Raw genomic sequence first — 16,549 nt, 5'->3', positions numbered from 1 at the left:
CGGTGCTACCGCATGCTGTTCGAACACAGCCCCTTGCCGATGTGGGTGTACGCACTGGACAGCGGGTGTTTCCTGGCGGTCAATGCGGCGGCGCTGGCGCACTACGGCTACTCGGAGGCCGAGTTCCTCGCGATGGGGGTGGAGCAGCTCGGCCCGGCGGTCGACAGCGCTCCCGGTGCGGAAGTGCCCGGCACCACCGCGCGCCTGTCGCGCCACCGGCGACACGACGGCAGCGAGATCGATGTCGAGCTGCTCAGCGAGGCGGTCGATTTCGATGGCGTGCCGGCCCGGCTCGTGCTGGCGCAAGACGTCACCGAGCGGCTGCGCGCCGAGCGGGGACTGCACGAGAAAAAGGCCCTGCTCGCGCTGGCGGGCCGGGTGGCTCATCTGGGCGGCTGGTCGATCGACGTGCCGGACATGCGCTTGCGCTGGTCGGACGAGGTCTGCGAGATCTATGGCGTGCCGCCCAGTCTCACGCCCGGTTTTGCCGAGGCGATCGAGTTCTACGCGCCGGAGGACCGTCCCCGCTTGCAGCAGGCCCTCGACGCGTGCATGCGCGACGGCCAGGGCATGGACATGGAGGCGCGGCTGCGCACCGCCGACGACCGCCTGCGGTGGGTGCGGGTGATCGGGCAGGCCGAGCGGGACGAACTCGGCCGCGTGGTCCAGGTGCGCGGGGCCATCCAGGACATCACCGAGCGCAAGCTCACGGAGCAGGAGGCGTGCGACCTGGCCGAGCGGCTCAGCACCACCCTGGAGAGCATCACCGACGCGGTCTTCACGCTCGATCGCGACTGGAATTTCACCTATGTCAACCGCAGTGCCGAGCAGGTGCTGCAACGCAGCCGCGAATCGCTGCTCGGCCGGCGCATCTGGGACGAGTTTCCCAAGGCGGTCGGCAGCGTCTTCCAGCGCGAGTACGAACGCGCCCTCGCGCAGAACCGCGCGACCAACTTCAAGGAGTACTACGCGCCGCTGGGTCGCTGGCTGGAGGCGCATGCCTACCCGTCCGAACTCGGGCTCACGGTCTATTTCCGCGACGTCTCCGAACTGCGGGAGGCCGAAGACGCGCGCCAGGCCCGGATCGAGGCCGAGGAATCGAGCCGCAGCAAGACGCGTTTCCTGGCCCGCCTGAGCCACGAGATGCGCACCCCGCTCAATGCCATGCTGGGTTTCGCGCAGCTGCTGTCGCTGGGGCCGGTGCGCGAAGGCGGCGGCAGCGAGCAGGAGGACTATGCCCATCACATCCTGCAGGCCGGCCGCCACCTGCTGGCCCTGGTCAACGACGTGCTGGATCTGCAGCAGGTCGAGGAAGGACGCCTGAAGCTGAACCCGGCCGCCATGGAGCTGCGCGGCGTGGCGGCGACCGCGGCCGAGCTGATGGCGCCACTGGCGGCCACGCGCGAGATCGCGCTGCACAACGACATCCGCCCCGGACTGCGGGTGCTCGCCGACGAGCAGCGGCTGCGCCAGGTCGTCATCAACATCGTCTCCAACGCCGTCAAGTACAACCGCCACGCCGGGCGGGTGCAGCTCACCGCCGAGGCGCGCCGGCCCGGCTTCGTGAGCTTGGCAATCTGCGACACCGGCCCCGGCATCGCGCCCGAGCAGCTGCAGGCGCTGTTCCAGCCCTTCGAGCGCCTTGGCCGCGAAAGCAGCGCCATCGAAGGCACCGGTCTCGGGCTGATGATCGCCCGGCGCATGACCGAGGAGATGGGCGGCACGCTGGAGCTCGACAGCCGGGTGGGCCAGGGCACCTGCGTGAACATCGAGCTGCCGCTGGCGAGCGAGGAGGTGCCGCAGCAGGGGGCCGGCGGCGCCCCGGCACCGGCGCAGCAGCGGTTCGCAACGCGGTCTGCAGCGGTCGCGCCGGCGCACCCGCCGGCGGCTGGCGCGCCACCCCGGCCGACGCCCGAGCGTGCGCTGCGGCTCCTGTATGTCGAGGACAACCCCATCAACGCCTTGCTGTTCCAGGAGACGCTGGCCTTGCATCCCGAGGTGACGCTGCGCATTGCCGACAACGGCAGCCAGGGCCTGCAGGCTGCGAGCGAGGAGCGGCCCGACGTGCTGGCGCTCGACGCCAACCTGCCCGACATGAACGGCTTCGAGCTGCTGAAGCGCATGCGCGAGCTGCCCGGGCTGCAGGACGTGCCGGCCTACATGTGCTCGGCCGACGCGATGCCGGAGGACTTGAGGCGCGCCCGCGAGGCCGGCTTTGCCGGCTACTGGACCAAGCCGGTGGACCTGGCCCAGGTCATTGGCGATCTGCGCGCCCTGCACGCCGCCTTGCGTCGCCCTTGAGCGGCCTCAGCGCGCATCCGCCAGCATCCATTCGGCCGCACGCTCCGCGATCATCAGGGTCGGCGAGTTGGTGTTGCCGCTGGTGATGGTGGGCATGACGCTCGCGTCGGCGATGCGCAGGCCGGCCACGCCGCGCACACGCAGCCGCGCGTCGACCACCGCCATCGGGTCGTCGGCGCGGCCCATGCGGCAGGTGCCGACCGGGTGGAAGATGGTGGTCGCGATGTCGCCGGCCAGCCGGGCCAGCTCCTCATCGCTCTGGTATTGCAGGCCGGGCTTGAGCTCCGCGGGCTGCAGGCGCTGCAGGGCCGGCTGCGCGACGATACGGCGCGTCACGCGCAGCGAATCGGCGGCCACCTGGCGGTCCTCGGGCGTGGAGAGGTAGCGCGCGTTGATGCGCGGCGCGTCCCCGGGCCGCGGCGAGCGCACCCGCACGAAACCCCGGCTGGTCGGGTTGAGGTTGCAGACGCTCGCGGTAAAAGCGTTGAAGCGGTGCAGCGGCTCGCCGAAGGCGTCGAGCGAGAGCGGCTGCACGTGGTACTGGATGTCCGGCCAGGCCTTCTCGGGCGATGAGCGCGTGAAGGCGCCCAGCTGGGAGGGCGCCATGCTCATCGGGCCGCTGCGTCGCCACGCGTACTCCAGCCCGATCAGGGCGCGGCCCCACCAGGAGGCGGCCAGCGTGTTGAGCGTGCTGACGCCCTGCACCGAGTAGACCGAGCGGATCTGCAAATGGTCCTGCAGGTTCTCGCCCACGCCGGGCAGCTCGTGCTGCACCTCGATGCCGTGCTCGTGCAGCCAGGCCCCCGGCCCGATGCCCGAGAGCTGCAGGAGCTGCGGCGTGTTGACGGCGCCCGCCGCCAGCACCACCTCGCGCACCGCGTGCACCTGCTGCAGGCCGCCGGGTGTCATCACTTCGCAGCCGCTGACGCGCAGCGCACCGCTGGTGTCGCGCTCGCACAGCAGGCGGGCCACCTGGGCACCGGTCCACATCTCGAAGTTGGGCCGCTGGTGGCAGGCCGGCCGCAGGAAGGCCTTGGCGGTGTTCCAGCGCCAGCCGGCGCGCTGGTTGACCTCGAAGTAGCCCACGCCTTCGTTGCTGCCGCCGTTGAAGTCCTCGGTGGCCGGGATGCCGGCCTGGCGCGCCGCCTCGGCGAAGGCGTCGAGCACGTCCCAGCGCAGGCGCTGCTTCTCGACCCGCCATTCGCCGCCATGGCCGTGCACGGCCTTGAAGCTCTCGCTGGCGCCCGCCGCATGCAGCGCATCGAGCCGCCAGTGGTCCTCGTGGCGCTTGAAGTAGGGCAGGCAGTGCTCCCAGCGCCAGGCCGGCTCGCCGCACAGCTCGGCCCAGCCGTCGTAGTCGCGCTGCTGCCCGCGCATGTAGATCATGCCGTTGATGCTGGAGCTGCCGCCCAGACCCTTGCCGCGCGGGTAGCGCAGGGAGCGGCCGTTGAGGCCGGGGTCGGCTTCGGTCTGGTAGAGCCAGTCGGTGCGCGGGTTGCCGATGCAGTAGAGATAGCCGACCGGGATGTGGATCCAGTGGTAGTCGTCCTTGCGGCCGGCTTCGAGCAGCAGCACCCGCTTGGCGGGGTCGCGGCTCAGCCGGTTCGCCAGCAGGCAGCCGGCGGTGCCGGCGCCGACGATGATGTAGTCGAAGCTGGGCGCTGTCGCCACGGTGTTCTCCTCGGCCCCGGGGGCGACCGAGGAGCAGCCGGCGGCGGGTCGTCGATCCTGCCGGCGGGCCTGTCGATGGGTTGTGCTCGGCCGCTGCAGTCTACGGGGGCCCGGCCCCGTTCGCACCGCGGCTTTCCCTCACCCTCAGGGCGAGATGACCGTCAGGCTGTGGACATCCACGGCCGGGGCCTCGGAGACCCCGCTCTCGATCTCGCCGATGACCTCCACCGTGGTCTGGCCAGTGATCTTGCTCGGCTCCGGCAGCGGTGTGCCGACGGCATCGATGCGGATGATGCCTGAGCCGTCGGAGAGCAGGTAGCGGCCTTCGCCGACCTGGCGCACCAGCCGGCCGCGCAGACGGATCTCGGTGCCCTCCACAGGCGCTTTCAGGACGTCGGCCACATTGCTCTGCGACGGCCCGGCGCCGCGCGCCGGTGCAGCCTGGCCCCGGCTCGGCGTGGCGGCGCCCAGGGCCGCCAGCAGCACCAGGGCGGACAGCAGCAGCCTTTCTTGCATCTTCATCTCGGGTCTCCCGGCCCCACGGTCGGCATCGACGCGGAGGGCCGACCCGCCGCCGAGGGCCCAGGGTATGGAGCGACTGGCGTGCCGACTCGCACGGCCCGGCCGGCGCGCCCGCGCGCTCGATGTGCGGGACGTTCGCGGGCAGTTCTTGCGGTCCTGCGAAAAAGATACGCACCGCGCCGGGCCCGCTCAGCGCCGGCTCGCCCCCTGCGAATAGCCCTGTGCCCGCCGCGCCGCGGAGAGCGTGCCGGCCCGCAGCCCGCGCAGCAGCTCCTCGACATAGGGCGCGAACTCGATCAGGGCGGCGGCGCCCAGCACCGTCACCACGTACTGCCAGGGCAGCGGATTCTGCTTCAGCTCCAGCGTGAAGCGCGCCGGCTCGCTGCCGGCGCCGAACAGGGCCAGGAACTGCGACCAGTGCATGCCGATGATCAACAGGCCCGCGGCCAGCGGGATCATCTCGAGGAAGCTGTGCACGTGCTGCTCGATCGGGCTGACGCGCCGCCCCGTGACCGCATAGCTGACGTCCCACAGCGCGGTCGCCTCGTGCACGAAAAACAGCACGATGATGAGACCGATGATGAGGGCGTTGACCTCGAAGATCAGCGCCGCCGCCAGCGGCAGGCCGACCTGCACGAACATCAGCAGGTGGATCAGCGATTCCTTGGCCCCGGTGGTGTGCTCGATGTCCGAGGCGCGGTGGCAGAACCAGTCCGCGATGCCGGCGACGAACCAGAGCGGGATGACGAAGTACAGCAGCATCGTCAGCAAGGGGTCGGTGTGCATTGAAAGTCCTCCATGTGGGTGTCGGGCCGCCGCGAGCCCCGCGCGGCGGCCGAGGGCGGCTGTCACCGTTTCGGCAACAGGCATGCCGGCGGCCCGCCATCCCGGAGGAACTGTCAGGTCGACGCACGGCCAGCCGGGGTCGCCGGCGCGCTCCCGAGTTGCGCCGACAGGCCGTACCAGTCCAGCTTGCGCGTCACCACCATGACCGCGGCGAGCACCGCGAACAGCAGCAGCGAACCCAGCACGAGGGCGGTCTGTTCCATCTGCAGCAAGGTGTACAGGGCGCCGTACAGCAGGCCGACGCCTGTCCCGAAGGCCAGGCCCGCGAGCCAGCCGCCCAGGATGTGGCCGCCGTAGTAGGCCAGCAGCAGCGCACAGCCGGTGCTGGCCCCCGCATAGGCGAGGCCGAAGGGCAGGTGTTCGGACAGGCTGACCAGCAGCAGGAAGAAGGTCACCAGCGCACAGCCCACCAGCAGGTACTGCACGGGGTGCACGCGGCGGCGCTTGAGCACTTCGACCATTGCCACAGCCACGAAGGTGAGCCCGATGAACAGCAGACCGTATTTGGTGGCGCGGTCGCCCAGCACATAGGGGTTGACCGGGTCGATGAAGGAGACGCCGAAGGTCTCGATGCAGCCGCCGTCGTCGCCGCTGGCCGCCGTCGACACGTGGTCCTGCGCCGCGTAGCCGCTGTCCGGCAGCGACCATGCCGAGGCGCTGCAGAGCCGCGCGCCACGCACGAAGTCCGCCGGCGCGGTGGTGGCCAGCGACGAGACACGCCAGGTGGCGCTGAAGCCTTCGGGCTTCACGTCGCGGTTGGCCGGCAGGAAGCGCCCGGCGAAGGAGGGATGCGGCCAGTCCGAGTCCAGCTGCACGCGGGTGTCGCCGGCGACCGGCGCCAGCGACAGCTCGGCGGTACCGATCAGCTCCAGCTCCAGCTGCGCCGCCATCGGCTGGTCGAGCGGGAGGGACGCCGGCAGCACTGCGTGGAAGCCGCGCGGGTAACTGCCGTGGAAGGTGCCCGCCTCGGTCTTCAGGGGCTGGCCCTGCACCTGCACCTGGGCAGCGAGAAAGCCGCGCGGGTCGCTGGAGGTCACCATCAGGATGGGCGCACCGCAGTTCATGCGCGAGTCGGCATGCTTGCGTTCCGGTACCAGGGTGGCGAGGCTGTCCCACTGCGCCTTCAGCACCGCCTTGCCGCCGAAACTGTTGACCTTGAAGAGGCCTCGGTAGCGGGGTTGCAGCGACGCGCTCGCCTGCACCTCGAGGCGTGCCGGCACGGCGGTGAGGCGAAACTCGCGCTTCTCGGCCAACAGGCTGCTGTTGGCGCCTTGCCCCACGGGCCGCTCCCACTCCTCGACACAGGAGCGGTGCAGCACCGGGCCGAGCAGGGTCTGGCGCCCGGCCTGGCTCTGCTCGACGCTTTGCTGCGCCTGCTGCTGGCGGGCGCGGCGTTCGTCGACCAGCCCCTCGATGCGCGAAAGCGCCAGCAGCAAGGCGAGAAAGACGGCGACCAGCGCCAGCGACTTGAGGACCAGGGGATGTTTCATGTTCAGTGCGCGACAGTGGAAATGCCGCGCACTGTGTCCAGCGCCGGTGAGGCGCGTTTGAAGTGTGTGAAGCGGGCGTGAAGTGGGGCCGTGCCTTGCAGCCTGGCGCCGCGGAACTTCAGGCCGATGATCGCAGTGGCAGGCTGAGGCGGGCACACAGGCCGGGGTGCGCCGGCTGCAAGCTCAGCCGGCCGCCGTGCAACTCCATGATCTGGTGCACGATGGCCAGGCCCAGGCCGCTGCCCTTGGCGCCGTCGGGCTTCACGGTGGAATAGAACGGTTCGGTCAGGTGCGGCAGGGCGTAGTCGGCCGCGCCCGGACCGTGGTCGCGCACCTCGACCAGCGCCTCCGTGCCGTCGTGGCGCACGGCCAGCTCCAGCACGGAGCCCTGCGGCGCGAAGTCGATCGCGTTCTGCAGCAGGTTGCTCACCGCGACGCTGAGCAGCTCGGCATCGCCGTGCACCTGCAGCGCCTCGCGGGCGCCCCAGGCGACTTGCAGGCGATGGCGCGCCAGCGGTGCCTGCCGATCGGCCAGCGCGCGTTCGACGCAGGCGTCGAGCGTGACCGGCGCGGCGTTCGCCAGCGCGCGCTGGCCTTCGAGCTTGGACAGCTCCAGCATGCGGTCCACCAGGGTGCGCAGGCGCTCGGTCTGCTCGCTGACCTGGGTCGCGAAGAGCCGGCGGTCCGCTGCCGGCAGCTCGTCCTGCAGCAGCTCGGCCGCACCGCGGATGGCCGCCAGCGGACTCTTGAGCTCGTGCGTCAGGGCCCGCACGACCCTCTCCAGGTGCTCACGGTCGTCGAGCCGCTCGCGCATCGCGTCGACCGCGCGGGCCAGGTCGCCCAGCTCGCCCGACAGCCGCGGCACCGGCATCGTCGGTCGCCGCGCCTGCACATGCTGGGCGTAGTGACGCAGGCGCCGCACCGACCAGACCAGCCAAGCGGTGACCGCCACGCCCACCGCCAGCGACAGGCCCAGCAGCCACAGGCCGCTGATGAGGATCTTGCGCTCGGCCCGCTCGATGAACTTCTGCACCGTGACCAGCGGCTTGGCCAGGGTCAGCACGCCGATGATGCGGCCGTCCTGCATCACCGGCGCCGCCACGTACATGACCGAGGTCCGGTCGTCGAGGTAGACCTCGCGTGTGGCGCGTGCGCCGTACTCGCCGCGCAGGGTGCGCGCCACGTCGTTCCACTTCGAAAAGTCCTGACCCAGCGCGGTGCCCTGGCGCGAATCGAAGACCACCCGGCCGCGCGCATCGGTGACGTAGACGCTGAAATCGAGCGAGCGTTTGCTCAGACCCCAGATCTTCGCGTCGATGGGGCGGCTCGCGTAGTGGCGCACCTGCTGGGCAAAACGGCCGTCCTGCAGATGGCCGCCGGCCGGCAGCGCGGTCAGCTCCCCGGCCACCTGCTCGGCCAGCAGGTTGGCCGTGTCGACCATGATGTCTTCCATCACCTCGCGCACGCTGGGCTTCACCTCGGCGACAAACACGCGCAGCACGAAAAAGGCGGCGATGCCGGCGATCAGGAAAAAAACCCAGGAAGAGCCGCAGCCCCAGCTTCATGCAGGCAGTTCCAGCGAGTAGCCCATGCCGCGGTGGGTGGCGATCGGGTCGAGGTCGGCGCGCACCTCGCGCAGCTTGGCGCGCAAGGTCTTCACATGGGTGTCGACGGTGCGGTCGGTGCTGTCGGCGCCCTGGCCCCACACCGCATCGAGCAGCGCCTCGCGCGAGTGGATGCGCCCGGGCGAGCGCAGCAGGAGGCGCAGCAGGCCGTATTCGCGCCGCGTCAGCGTCAGCCACTGCCCGCAGTAACGGATGCGCGCGGCCCCTTCGTCGCATTCGAACAGCGAGGCCGGCGCCGCTGCCGCGGGCGCCGGTGCGCCCAGCCGGGCCCGCCGCAGCAGCGCGCGCACCCGGGCCACCAGCTCACGCGGGCTGAAGGGCTTGGCGATGTAGTCGTCGGCGCCGAGCTCCAGCCCGAGCACGCGATCGGTCTCGTCGCCGCGCGCGGTCAGCAGCACGATGGGCAGCGCCGGCCGCTGGTGGCGCAGTTCCCGGCACAGGTCCAGGCCGCTGCCGTCGGGCAGGCCGACGTCCAGCACCGCCAGCTCGGGCGCATCGGCCGCGCTCAGCCGCGCCCAGGCTTCGCGCACCAGCAGCACGTGCTCGACGACAAAACCCTCGCGCTCCAGCGCATAGGCTACCGTGCGGGCGATGGCGGGGTCGTCTTCGAGCAGCAGCAGGCGGGCAGGCGTGTTCATGGGCGGGGCAGGGCGTTCCGGCGGCGGCAGCTTAGCGCCACACCCGCACATCCGGCGCGCCGGCGAAGTCGCGGCGTTGCGGGTGGACCACGCAGAAGCGGTGGCCGGTGGGCGCCTGCATCACGGTCCAGCGCGCACGCACGTCCACCACCGTCGCGCCCAGGCCTTCGAGCCGCGCCACCTCGGCAGCGATGTCGTCGGTCTCGATGTCGATGTGCACGCGGGGCGCGTGCTCGACCCGCTGCACCAGCACGCGCGCTTGGTCGCCTGGCACGGCGAGGTTGACATAGCGTTCGGCCCAGGCCTCGCTGGTGGTCTCGCGTTCGTAACCCAGCGCACGGCTCCAGAACTCGCCATGGGCGGCGAGGTCCCCGCCCTGGCAGTCGATCACGAGGGCGCCCAGTCGGCTTCGGTGCATCGTTGGCTCCTTGTCGCAAGTGCCTGCCCGGCTCGTTCGGGTCGTGCAGGCTGGGGTGGAAGTCGGCAGCGAAGTGTAGGCCGGCAGGCGGCGACGCCCCTGGGTCTCAGGCGCCTAGCCGGCGACGGCCGGCCAGCTCGTCGAGCTGCGCGATGATCCAGGCAGCGCAGGCTTGGGGCCGGGTCTGCAGCAGGAAGTGCGGGCCGTCGATGGCCTGCACTGCGCAGTCGCTCAGGTGCTGGCTGAACCACCTCGCGGCGGCCGCGGGGACCAGGCGGTCGCCGTTGGCTTGGAGGTAGCGGCAGGGCACCGCGACGGGCCGGTGAGGCGGCTTGCTGCGGGTGCGCAGCAGTGCCATGCGAGACTCCAGCACGGTCGCCGGCACGGCGTTCAATGCCTCCCGCAGCAAGGCCAGGGTGGCAGGGCCCGCGTCTGCGCCGACGCAGAATCGTCGCAGCAGCGCTGCCGGTGCGATACGGGGGAGGCTCCCCAGGCCGGGCAAGCGTGAGGCGAGATCCAGCAAGCAGGGTCGCGGCGGCTCCGCGAAGCAGGCGACAAACAGCCAGGCGGCAATCCGCGGGCAACCCCGCCGCAGCAGTTCGAGCGCGACCAAACCGGAAAAGGACTCGGCCAGCACCACCGTCTCGCCCTCCGGCCACTGCGCTTCGACCCAATCGGCGTACTCCCCGAGGTTCAGCCGGCGCTCTGTCGGGTAGCTCAGAGGCCGCACCCGCAAGTCCGCCGGCAAGGACGCCAACAGGGGACGGAACAACACGGCGGTGCCGTCCAGGCCGGGCAGCAGGACAAGAGTGGGTCGGGTCGGTGCCATATGAAGCGGCGCAGGGCGGTTCGGCAGCGGCATTCTGCCTTCTCTTTTTGCCAGGCGACGCAGCGCCGCGCTGCTGCAGAATCACGCCGATGTCCTCGTTGTTGTCTTCCGATGTCCCGTCTTCTTCCGTCCCGGCCGTGATCGTCGGTGGCGGTCCCGCCGGCCTGATGGCCGCCGAAACACTGGCCGCCGCCGGCTGCAGGGTCGAGCTCTACGACGCCATGCCGTCGGTGGGCCGCAAGTTCCTGCTGGCCGGCAAGGGCGGCCTCAACCTGACCCACTCCGAGCCGATCGAGCCCTTTTTTCTGTCCCGCTATGGCGAGCGGCGCGAGCAGGTGGCACCGTGGCTGGCCCGCTTCAGCCCGCAGGCCTTGCGCGAGTGGGCGCAGGGCCTCGGCGTTTCGACCTTCGTCGGCAGCTCCGGCCGCGTGTTCCCGGCCGAGATGAAGGCCGCGCCGCTGCTGCGCAGCTGGCTGCACCGGCTGCGCGAGGCCGGCGTGCGCTTCCACATGCGGCATCGCTGGCAGGGCTGGGGCGAGGACGGCTCGCTGCGGTTTGCCTCGCCCGCCGGCGAGCAGCGCGTGCAGGCCGGTGCGGTGGTGCTGGCGCTGGGCGGTGCCAGCTGGCCGCGGCTGGGCTCGGACGGGGCCTGGGTGCCGCTGCTCGAAGCGCGCGCGGTGCAGGTGGCACGGCTGCGGCCGTCCAACTGCGGCTTCGACGTGGCCGCCCGGGGACCCGGGGGCTGCGGCTGGAGCGAACATTTTCAAAGCCGTTTTGCGGGCGAGCCGCTGAAGTCGGTGGTCCTCACGCATGCCGGCACCGACGGCCAGTCCTTCAGCCGCCAGGGCGAGTTTGTCGTCACCGGCACCGGCATCGAGGGCAGCCTGGTCTATGCGGCCTCGGCCCGCCTGCGCGACGAGATCGAGCGCCATGGCAGCGCCACCCTCGAACTCGACCTGATGCCGGGCTGGGACCCCGCGCGCGTGCTCAGCGAGGTGGCCCACCCGCGCGGCGCCCGCTCGCTGTCCAGCCACCTGCAGAGCCGGCTTCATCTGAAGGGCGTCAAGATGGGCCTGCTGCGCGAGCTGCTCGATGCCGAGGCCTTCGCCGACCCGGCCCGGCTGGCCCGGGCGATCAAGGGTCTGCCGCTGCGGCTCGTCGCGCCGCGTCCGATCGAGGAGGCGATCAGCACGGCCGGCGGGGTGCGGCTGGAGGCGCTCGACGAGCAGCTGATGCTCAAGGCGCTGCCTGGCGTGTTCTGCGCCGGCGAGATGCTCGACTGGGAAGCGCCCACCGGCGGTTACCTGCTGAGCGCCTGCTTCGCCAGCGGCCGGGTGGCCGGCGCGGCCGCAGCGGCCTGGCAACAGGGAGGTTCGCGGGCTGGTTGAGCGGCTTCGCTTCAGCGCTCACGACCCGGGGCGGCCGTGCCGTGGTGCCGCCGCCAGGTGGCCGAAGGCGTTTCGCCGAACAGCTCGCGGTACTCCTGCGAGAAGTGGCCCAGGTGCCAGAAGCCCCAGTGCAGCGCCGCCTCGGTGACCGAATCGGCGCTGCGCAGCAGGCGGCGCACGCCGGCCAGCCTCACCGCGCGCAGGAAGTGGGCCGGGCTGGTGCCCAGTACGTCCTGGAAGCTGAGCTGCAGGCTGCGCCGGCTGATGCCCAGCTGCAGGCACAGGCCCTGCACGCTGGGCGGCTCGTCGGGCCGGCTCAGCACGATGTCGCGCGCCCGGGCCACCAGCTTCCAGCGGCGCTGCGCGGTCAGGTCGGGCTCGTGCGGCGCCGCGTCGTCGGTCAGCAGCTCCGCCACTGCCTGCACGGCCGCGCTGCGCAGCGCGGCCGCGTGGCGGACCGCCAGTCCGGCCGGCGCTGCCGCCAGCGCCTCGAAGGCGTGTGTCACGAAAGCCCGCCAGGCCGAACAACGGGCGGCAGGGGCGGGCCTCAGGCCGGCCTGCTCCGGCACCCGGCTGCCTGCACCGAGCAGGCCGGCGTCAAGCTCGATGCCCGCCATTACCAGACCGGCCGGCGCACCGAACTCGAAACCGGAAGCGCCCGAGAACACGAACAGGCTGTCGCCATCGCGGGTGCTGGCGGCGCAGAAGGTGGCTGCGGCCGGCAGCGCCAGCGGCACGCCCAGCGCGAGGCGGCCCGGTGACAGCGCACCGACCTGCAGCAGCTGCCGGCTGGTGCGCTCGACAAACAGGTGCACGCTGCCATCGGCCGCGGGCAGCCAGGCCTCGCGGATCTCGCCCTCGAAGACGCCCCGGGAGAGCTGGGCGTAACGCTGGTTCCAGCCACGCAGCAGCGCGGCCTGCTCGTCCACGTCGCAAGTGTGTTGCTGGTGCAGCGTCGGGCTCATTGATTAACCTCCGTGCCGAGCACTGCGGTGCGAGCCCCTTCGGGCGGCCGGGCGGGGCTCATGGCAGTGTTCGACCTGGGGCCCGCGCTCGAAGCAAAAGCCGGGCCGCCGCCGTTGTCCGGAAAGCGTGCCGAAACGGGATAGCGCTGGTCGTCGCCGCCGCCTACCGTGTGGCAAGTGCGACAGGACCCTAGGAGCGAGCGATGCAGCAGCCACAACTCAAGCCCACGCTCAACGCGTGGCATCTCTGGGGCCTGGCGGTGGGCCTGGTGATCTCCGGCGAGTACTTCGGCTGGAGCTACGGCTGGGCCAGCGCGGGCACGCTGGGTTTCCTGGTGACCTCGCTGGTGGTCGCCACCATGTACACCACCTTCATCTTCAGCTTCACCGAGCTGAGCACGGCGATCCCGCATGCGGGCGGGCCCTTCGCCTATGCCCGCCGCGCCTTCGGTCCGACCGGCGGTTTCGTTGCCGGCTTCGCGACACTGGTCGAGTTCGTGTTCGCGCCGCCGGCCATCGCGCTGGCGATCGGCGCCTATCTCAACGTGCAGTTCCCCGCCGTGGATCCCAAGCTGATGGCGGTCGGCGCCTACCTCGTGTTCATGACGCTCAACATCATCGGGGTGCGCACGGCCGCCACCTTCGAGCTGTTCGTCACCGTGCTCGCGATCTTCGAGCTGCTGGTTTTCATGGGCGTGGTCGCGCCCGGCTTCTCGGTCAGCCGTTTTGCCGCCGGCGGCTGGGCCGGGCAGGACGGCTTCTCGATCGCCGCCATCCCCGGCATGTTTGCGGCGATTCCCTTCGCCATCTGGTTTTTCCTCGCGATCGAAGGCGTCGCGATGGCCGCCGAGGAAGCACGCGACCCGCGCCGCACCATCCCGATTGCCTACATCGCCGGCATCCTGACCCTGCTGGCCCTGGCGCTGGGCGTGATGGTTTTCGCCGGCGGCGTCGGCGACTGGCGCCAACTCGCCAACATCAACGACCCGCTGCCGCAGGCGATGAAGGCGGTGGTCGGTGCCGACAGCGGCTGGCTGCACATGCTGGTGTGGATCGGCCTGTTCGGGCTGGTGGCCTCCTTCCACGGCATCATCATCGGCTACTCGCGCCAGATCTTCGCGCTCGGCCGCGAAGGCTACCTGCCGCGCGCGCTGGCCGCCGTGCACCCGCGTTTCGGCACGCCCTGGGTGGCGGTGCTGGCGGGCGGCGCGGTCGGCATCGCGGCCATCTTCAGCGACAACCTGATCACCCTGGGCGGGCAGACGCTGACCGCCAACATCGTCACGATGGCCGTGCTCGGTGCTATCGTGATGTACATCATGTCGATGGCCAGCCTGTTCGCGCTGCGCCGCAAGGAGCCGAGCTTGGCGCGGCCCTTCCCGGCGATCGGCTATCCGCTGTTCCCGGCCGTGGCGCTCGGGCTGGCGGTGGTCTGCCTGGTCACCATGGTGTGGTTCAACCCGCTGGTCTCGGCGCTGTTCGCGGGGCTGATGGCGCTCGGCTGGGCCTACTTCCGCCTGACCGCCGGGCAGCGCGCCGCCATCCCCCCTGCGGCGCCCGCCGCCCGCATCGTCTGAGGCGCGCGCACGATGGCCGGCTTCGCACATGACCTGGGCGGCCAGCGCTGGCGCTTCGCCGACCTCAAGACCTTGCTTGCGCGCGCCACGCCGGCGCGCTCGGGCGACCAGCTGGCCGGCATCGCGGCGAGCACCGCGGCCGAGCGCATGGCGGCGCGCCTGGCGCTGGCCGAGTTGCCGCTGCGGCACTTCCTCAACGAGGCCGTCGTGCCCTACGAAGACGACGAGGTGACCCGCCTCATCGTCGACACCCACGACGCCGACGCCTTCGCCGAAATCGCCCACCTGACGGTCGGCGGCCTGCGCGACTGGCTGCTGTCCGACGCGGCCGACAGCGCCGCGCTGGCGCGCGTGCGCGCGGGCCTCACGCCCGAGATGGCGGCGGGGGTGTGCAAGCTGATGCGCAACCAGGACCTGATCCTGGTGGCCCGCAAATGCCGGGTGGTGACGCGCTTCCGCGACACCCTCGGCCTGCCGGGCCACATGGCGGTGCGCCTGCAACCCAACCACCCGGTCGACGACCCGCGCGGCATCGCGGTGTCGCTGCTCGACGGGCTGCTCTACGGCGCCGGCGACGCGGTGATCGGCATCAACCCGGCGAGCGACAGCCTGGGCGCGCTGATCGACCTGGTGCATGTGCTCGACGAGGTGATCCAGCGTTTCGAGGTGCCAACCCAGTCCTGCGTGCTGACCCATGTGACGAACACCGTCCAGGCGATCGAGAAAGGCGCACCGGTGGACCTGGTGTTCCAGTCCATCGCGGGCACCGAGGCGGCCAACCGCGGCTTCGGCATCGACCTCAGCCTGCTGGGCGAGGCGCGCGAGGCGGCGCTGTCGCTCCGGCGCGGCACCCTGGGCGACAACGTCATGTACTTCGAGACCGGCCAGGGCTCGGCCCTGTCGGCCAATGCCCACCACGGCGTGGACCAGCAGACCTGCGAGGCGCGCGCCTACGCGGTGGCACGCGCCTTCGACCCGCTGCTGATCAACACCGTGGTCGGCTTCATCGGACCCGAGTACCTTTACGACGGCAAGCAGATCACCCGCGCCGGCCTGGAGGATCACTTCTGCGGCAAGCTGCTGGGCCTGCCGATCGGCTGTGACGTCTGCTACACCAACCACGCCGAGGCCGACCAGGACGACATGGACAACCTGATGACCCTGCTCGGCGCCGCCGGCGTCAGTTTCCTGATCGGCGTGCCGGGGGCCGACGACGTGATGCTCAACTACCAGAGCACCTCCTTCCACGACGCGCTCTATCTGCGCCGGGTGCTGGGCCTCAAGCGCGCGCCCGAGTTCGAGGCCTGGCTGCAGCGCATGGGCATCACCGACCCGGCGGGCGAACTGCTTCCCGCCGCGCCGGGCAACCCGCTGCTGGCGCACTGGCCGCTGGCTCGCGACGCAGCGCCGGCCGGCCCGTGGGGGGCGCTGTCATGAACACGGCACGCGGCGGCGACACGGGCCGCGAGATCGACGCCGTGCCGGAGGCAAAAAGCCTTGCGGCGCCGGTGACGCCCGACCCCTGGTCGCACTGGCGCGGGCTCACGCCCGCACGCGTCGCGCTCGGCCGCGCCGGTGCCAGCCTGCCGACGCGCGAGCTGCTGGCCTTCGGTTGCGCCATGCGCAGGCCCGTGACGCAGTGCACCTGCCGCTCGACGTGCCCTCACTGGTGCGGCGCATCGAGGCGCTGGGGCCCGCCGTGCAAAGCGTGTGCAGCGCCGCGCCGGACCGGGCCACCTACCTGCTGCGCCCCGACCTGGGCCGCCGGCTGTCCGATCACAGCGCGGCGGCGCTGGAGGCGCGTGCCGAGCCGCCCTGCGACCTGCTGCTGGTGGTCGGCGACGGCCTGTCCTCGGCCGCGGTCGAGCGGCAGGCGGTGCCGCTGCTGGAGCGCGTGCTGGCGCGTTGCCCGGCGGACTGGCGGCTCGGCCCGGTGGTGGTGGCCACCCAGGCGCGTGTCGCGCTGGGCGACGACATCGGCGAGCGGCTGCAGGCGCGTTTTGTCGCCATGCTGATCGGCGAGCGGCCCGGGCTCAGCTCGCCCGACAGCCTCGGCATCTACCTCACCTATGCCCCGCGAGTGGGCCGCAGCGACGCCGAGCGCAACTGCCTGTCCAACGTGCGGCCCGAAGGCCTGAGCCACGACGAAGCGGCGCGCAAGCTGCTGTGGTTGGCACGCGAGGCGCTGCGGCGCCGCATCACCGGCGTCGCGCTGAAGGACCTCAGCGATGTGCAGGCCTTGCCGGAGGACAAGGCCTGACAGCGCTGACAGCTTGTCC

13 protein-coding genes and 1 pseudogene are annotated in these 16,549 nt (G+C 71.4%); 5 read left to right on the top strand and 9 right to left on the bottom strand.

Features of this window, described 5'->3' with window-relative positions; all coding sequences use genetic code 11:
* Positions 1–12: 12 nt before the first annotated feature.
* Complete coding sequence (locus tag OOT46_RS10955; protein WP_265403635.1) at positions 13–2,301, top strand: ATP-binding protein; 2,289 nt, start codon at positions 13–15, stop codon at positions 2,299–2,301.
* Between the two features lie 6 nt (positions 2,302–2,307).
* Here the strand turns inward: OOT46_RS10955 and OOT46_RS10950 are convergent, their stop codons facing one another.
* The 8 genes from OOT46_RS10950 to OOT46_RS10915 form a co-directional block, all read right to left on the bottom strand.
* Positions 2,308–3,972 (bottom strand): GMC family oxidoreductase, encoded by a 1,665-nt coding sequence (locus tag OOT46_RS10950; RefSeq protein ID WP_265403634.1) that lies wholly within the window; start codon positions 3,970–3,972, stop codon positions 2,308–2,310.
* A 144-nt stretch (positions 3,973–4,116) separates the two neighbouring features.
* On the bottom strand, positions 4,117–4,494 hold the full coding sequence (locus OOT46_RS10945; RefSeq protein WP_265403633.1) for a NirD/YgiW/YdeI family stress tolerance protein: 378 nt from the start codon (positions 4,492–4,494) through the stop codon (positions 4,117–4,119).
* Positions 4,495–4,683: 189 nt separating this feature from the next.
* Positions 4,684–5,280 carry a diguanylate cyclase gene (locus OOT46_RS10940; RefSeq protein WP_265403632.1) on the bottom strand — a complete coding sequence of 199 codons (597 nt, stop codon included), beginning with the start codon at positions 5,278–5,280 and terminating at the stop codon, positions 4,684–4,686.
* Between the two features lie 113 nt (positions 5,281–5,393).
* The gene (gene creD / locus OOT46_RS10935; protein ID WP_265403631.1) at positions 5,394–6,830 is read right to left on the bottom strand and encodes a cell envelope integrity protein CreD; all 1,437 of its coding nucleotides are present in this window, start codon (positions 6,828–6,830) and stop codon (positions 5,394–5,396) included.
* A gap of 118 nt (positions 6,831–6,948) precedes the next feature.
* Entirely contained in the window at positions 6,949–8,331 is a 1,383-nt protein-coding gene (creC, locus tag OOT46_RS10930; RefSeq protein WP_322114250.1) for a two-component system sensor histidine kinase CreC, read from the bottom strand.
* Positions 8,332–8,391: 60 nt separating this feature from the next.
* The gene (gene creB, locus OOT46_RS10925) at positions 8,392–9,093 is read right to left on the bottom strand and encodes a two-component system response regulator CreB (RefSeq protein WP_265403630.1); all 702 of its coding nucleotides are present in this window, start codon (positions 9,091–9,093) and stop codon (positions 8,392–8,394) included.
* Positions 9,094–9,124: 31 nt separating this feature from the next.
* Positions 9,125–9,511 carry a VOC family protein gene (locus OOT46_RS10920; RefSeq protein ID WP_265403629.1) on the bottom strand — a complete coding sequence of 129 codons (387 nt, stop codon included), beginning with the start codon at positions 9,509–9,511 and terminating at the stop codon, positions 9,125–9,127.
* A 106-nt stretch (positions 9,512–9,617) separates the two neighbouring features.
* Entirely contained in the window at positions 9,618–10,340 is a 723-nt protein-coding gene (locus OOT46_RS10915) for an alpha/beta fold hydrolase (RefSeq protein ID WP_265403628.1), read from the bottom strand.
* An 89-nt stretch (positions 10,341–10,429) separates the two neighbouring features.
* On the opposite strand from OOT46_RS10915, the gene OOT46_RS10910 reads away from it, so the two are divergent.
* Complete coding sequence (locus OOT46_RS10910; RefSeq protein ID WP_265403627.1) at positions 10,430–11,728, top strand: NAD(P)/FAD-dependent oxidoreductase; 1,299 nt, start codon at positions 10,430–10,432, stop codon at positions 11,726–11,728.
* 11 nt (positions 11,729–11,739) lie between these two features.
* Here OOT46_RS10910 and OOT46_RS10905 read toward each other — a convergent pair whose 3' ends face one another.
* Positions 11,740–12,693, bottom strand: a complete 954-nt coding sequence (locus OOT46_RS10905) for a helix-turn-helix domain-containing protein (protein ID WP_265403626.1) — start codon at positions 12,691–12,693, stop codon at positions 11,740–11,742.
* Positions 12,694–12,896: 203 nt separating this feature from the next.
* On the opposite strand from OOT46_RS10905, the gene eat reads away from it, so the two are divergent.
* From eat to eutC, 3 genes and pseudogenes are all read left to right on the top strand, one after another.
* Positions 12,897–14,270, top strand: a complete 1,374-nt coding sequence (gene eat / locus OOT46_RS10900) for an ethanolamine permease (protein WP_265403625.1) — start codon at positions 12,897–12,899, stop codon at positions 14,268–14,270.
* Between the two features lie 12 nt (positions 14,271–14,282).
* The gene (locus OOT46_RS10895) at positions 14,283–15,707 is read left to right on the top strand and encodes an ethanolamine ammonia-lyase subunit EutB (protein ID WP_265403624.1); all 1,425 of its coding nucleotides are present in this window, start codon (positions 14,283–14,285) and stop codon (positions 15,705–15,707) included.
* Positions 15,704–16,530 (top strand): annotated as a pseudogene (gene eutC / locus OOT46_RS10890) (ethanolamine ammonia-lyase subunit EutC). Before OOT46_RS10895 ends, eutC begins: the two are co-directional and overlap by 4 nt.
* Positions 16,531–16,549: the final 19 nt, after the last annotated feature.

The organism is Aquabacterium sp. A7-Y (genome assembly GCF_026153205.1).
GTDB lineage: Bacteria > Pseudomonadota > Gammaproteobacteria > Burkholderiales > Burkholderiaceae_C > Caldimonas.
The sequence above is the reverse complement of the archived record's forward strand: the minus strand, read 5'-3'. Positions and strand labels throughout refer to the sequence as shown.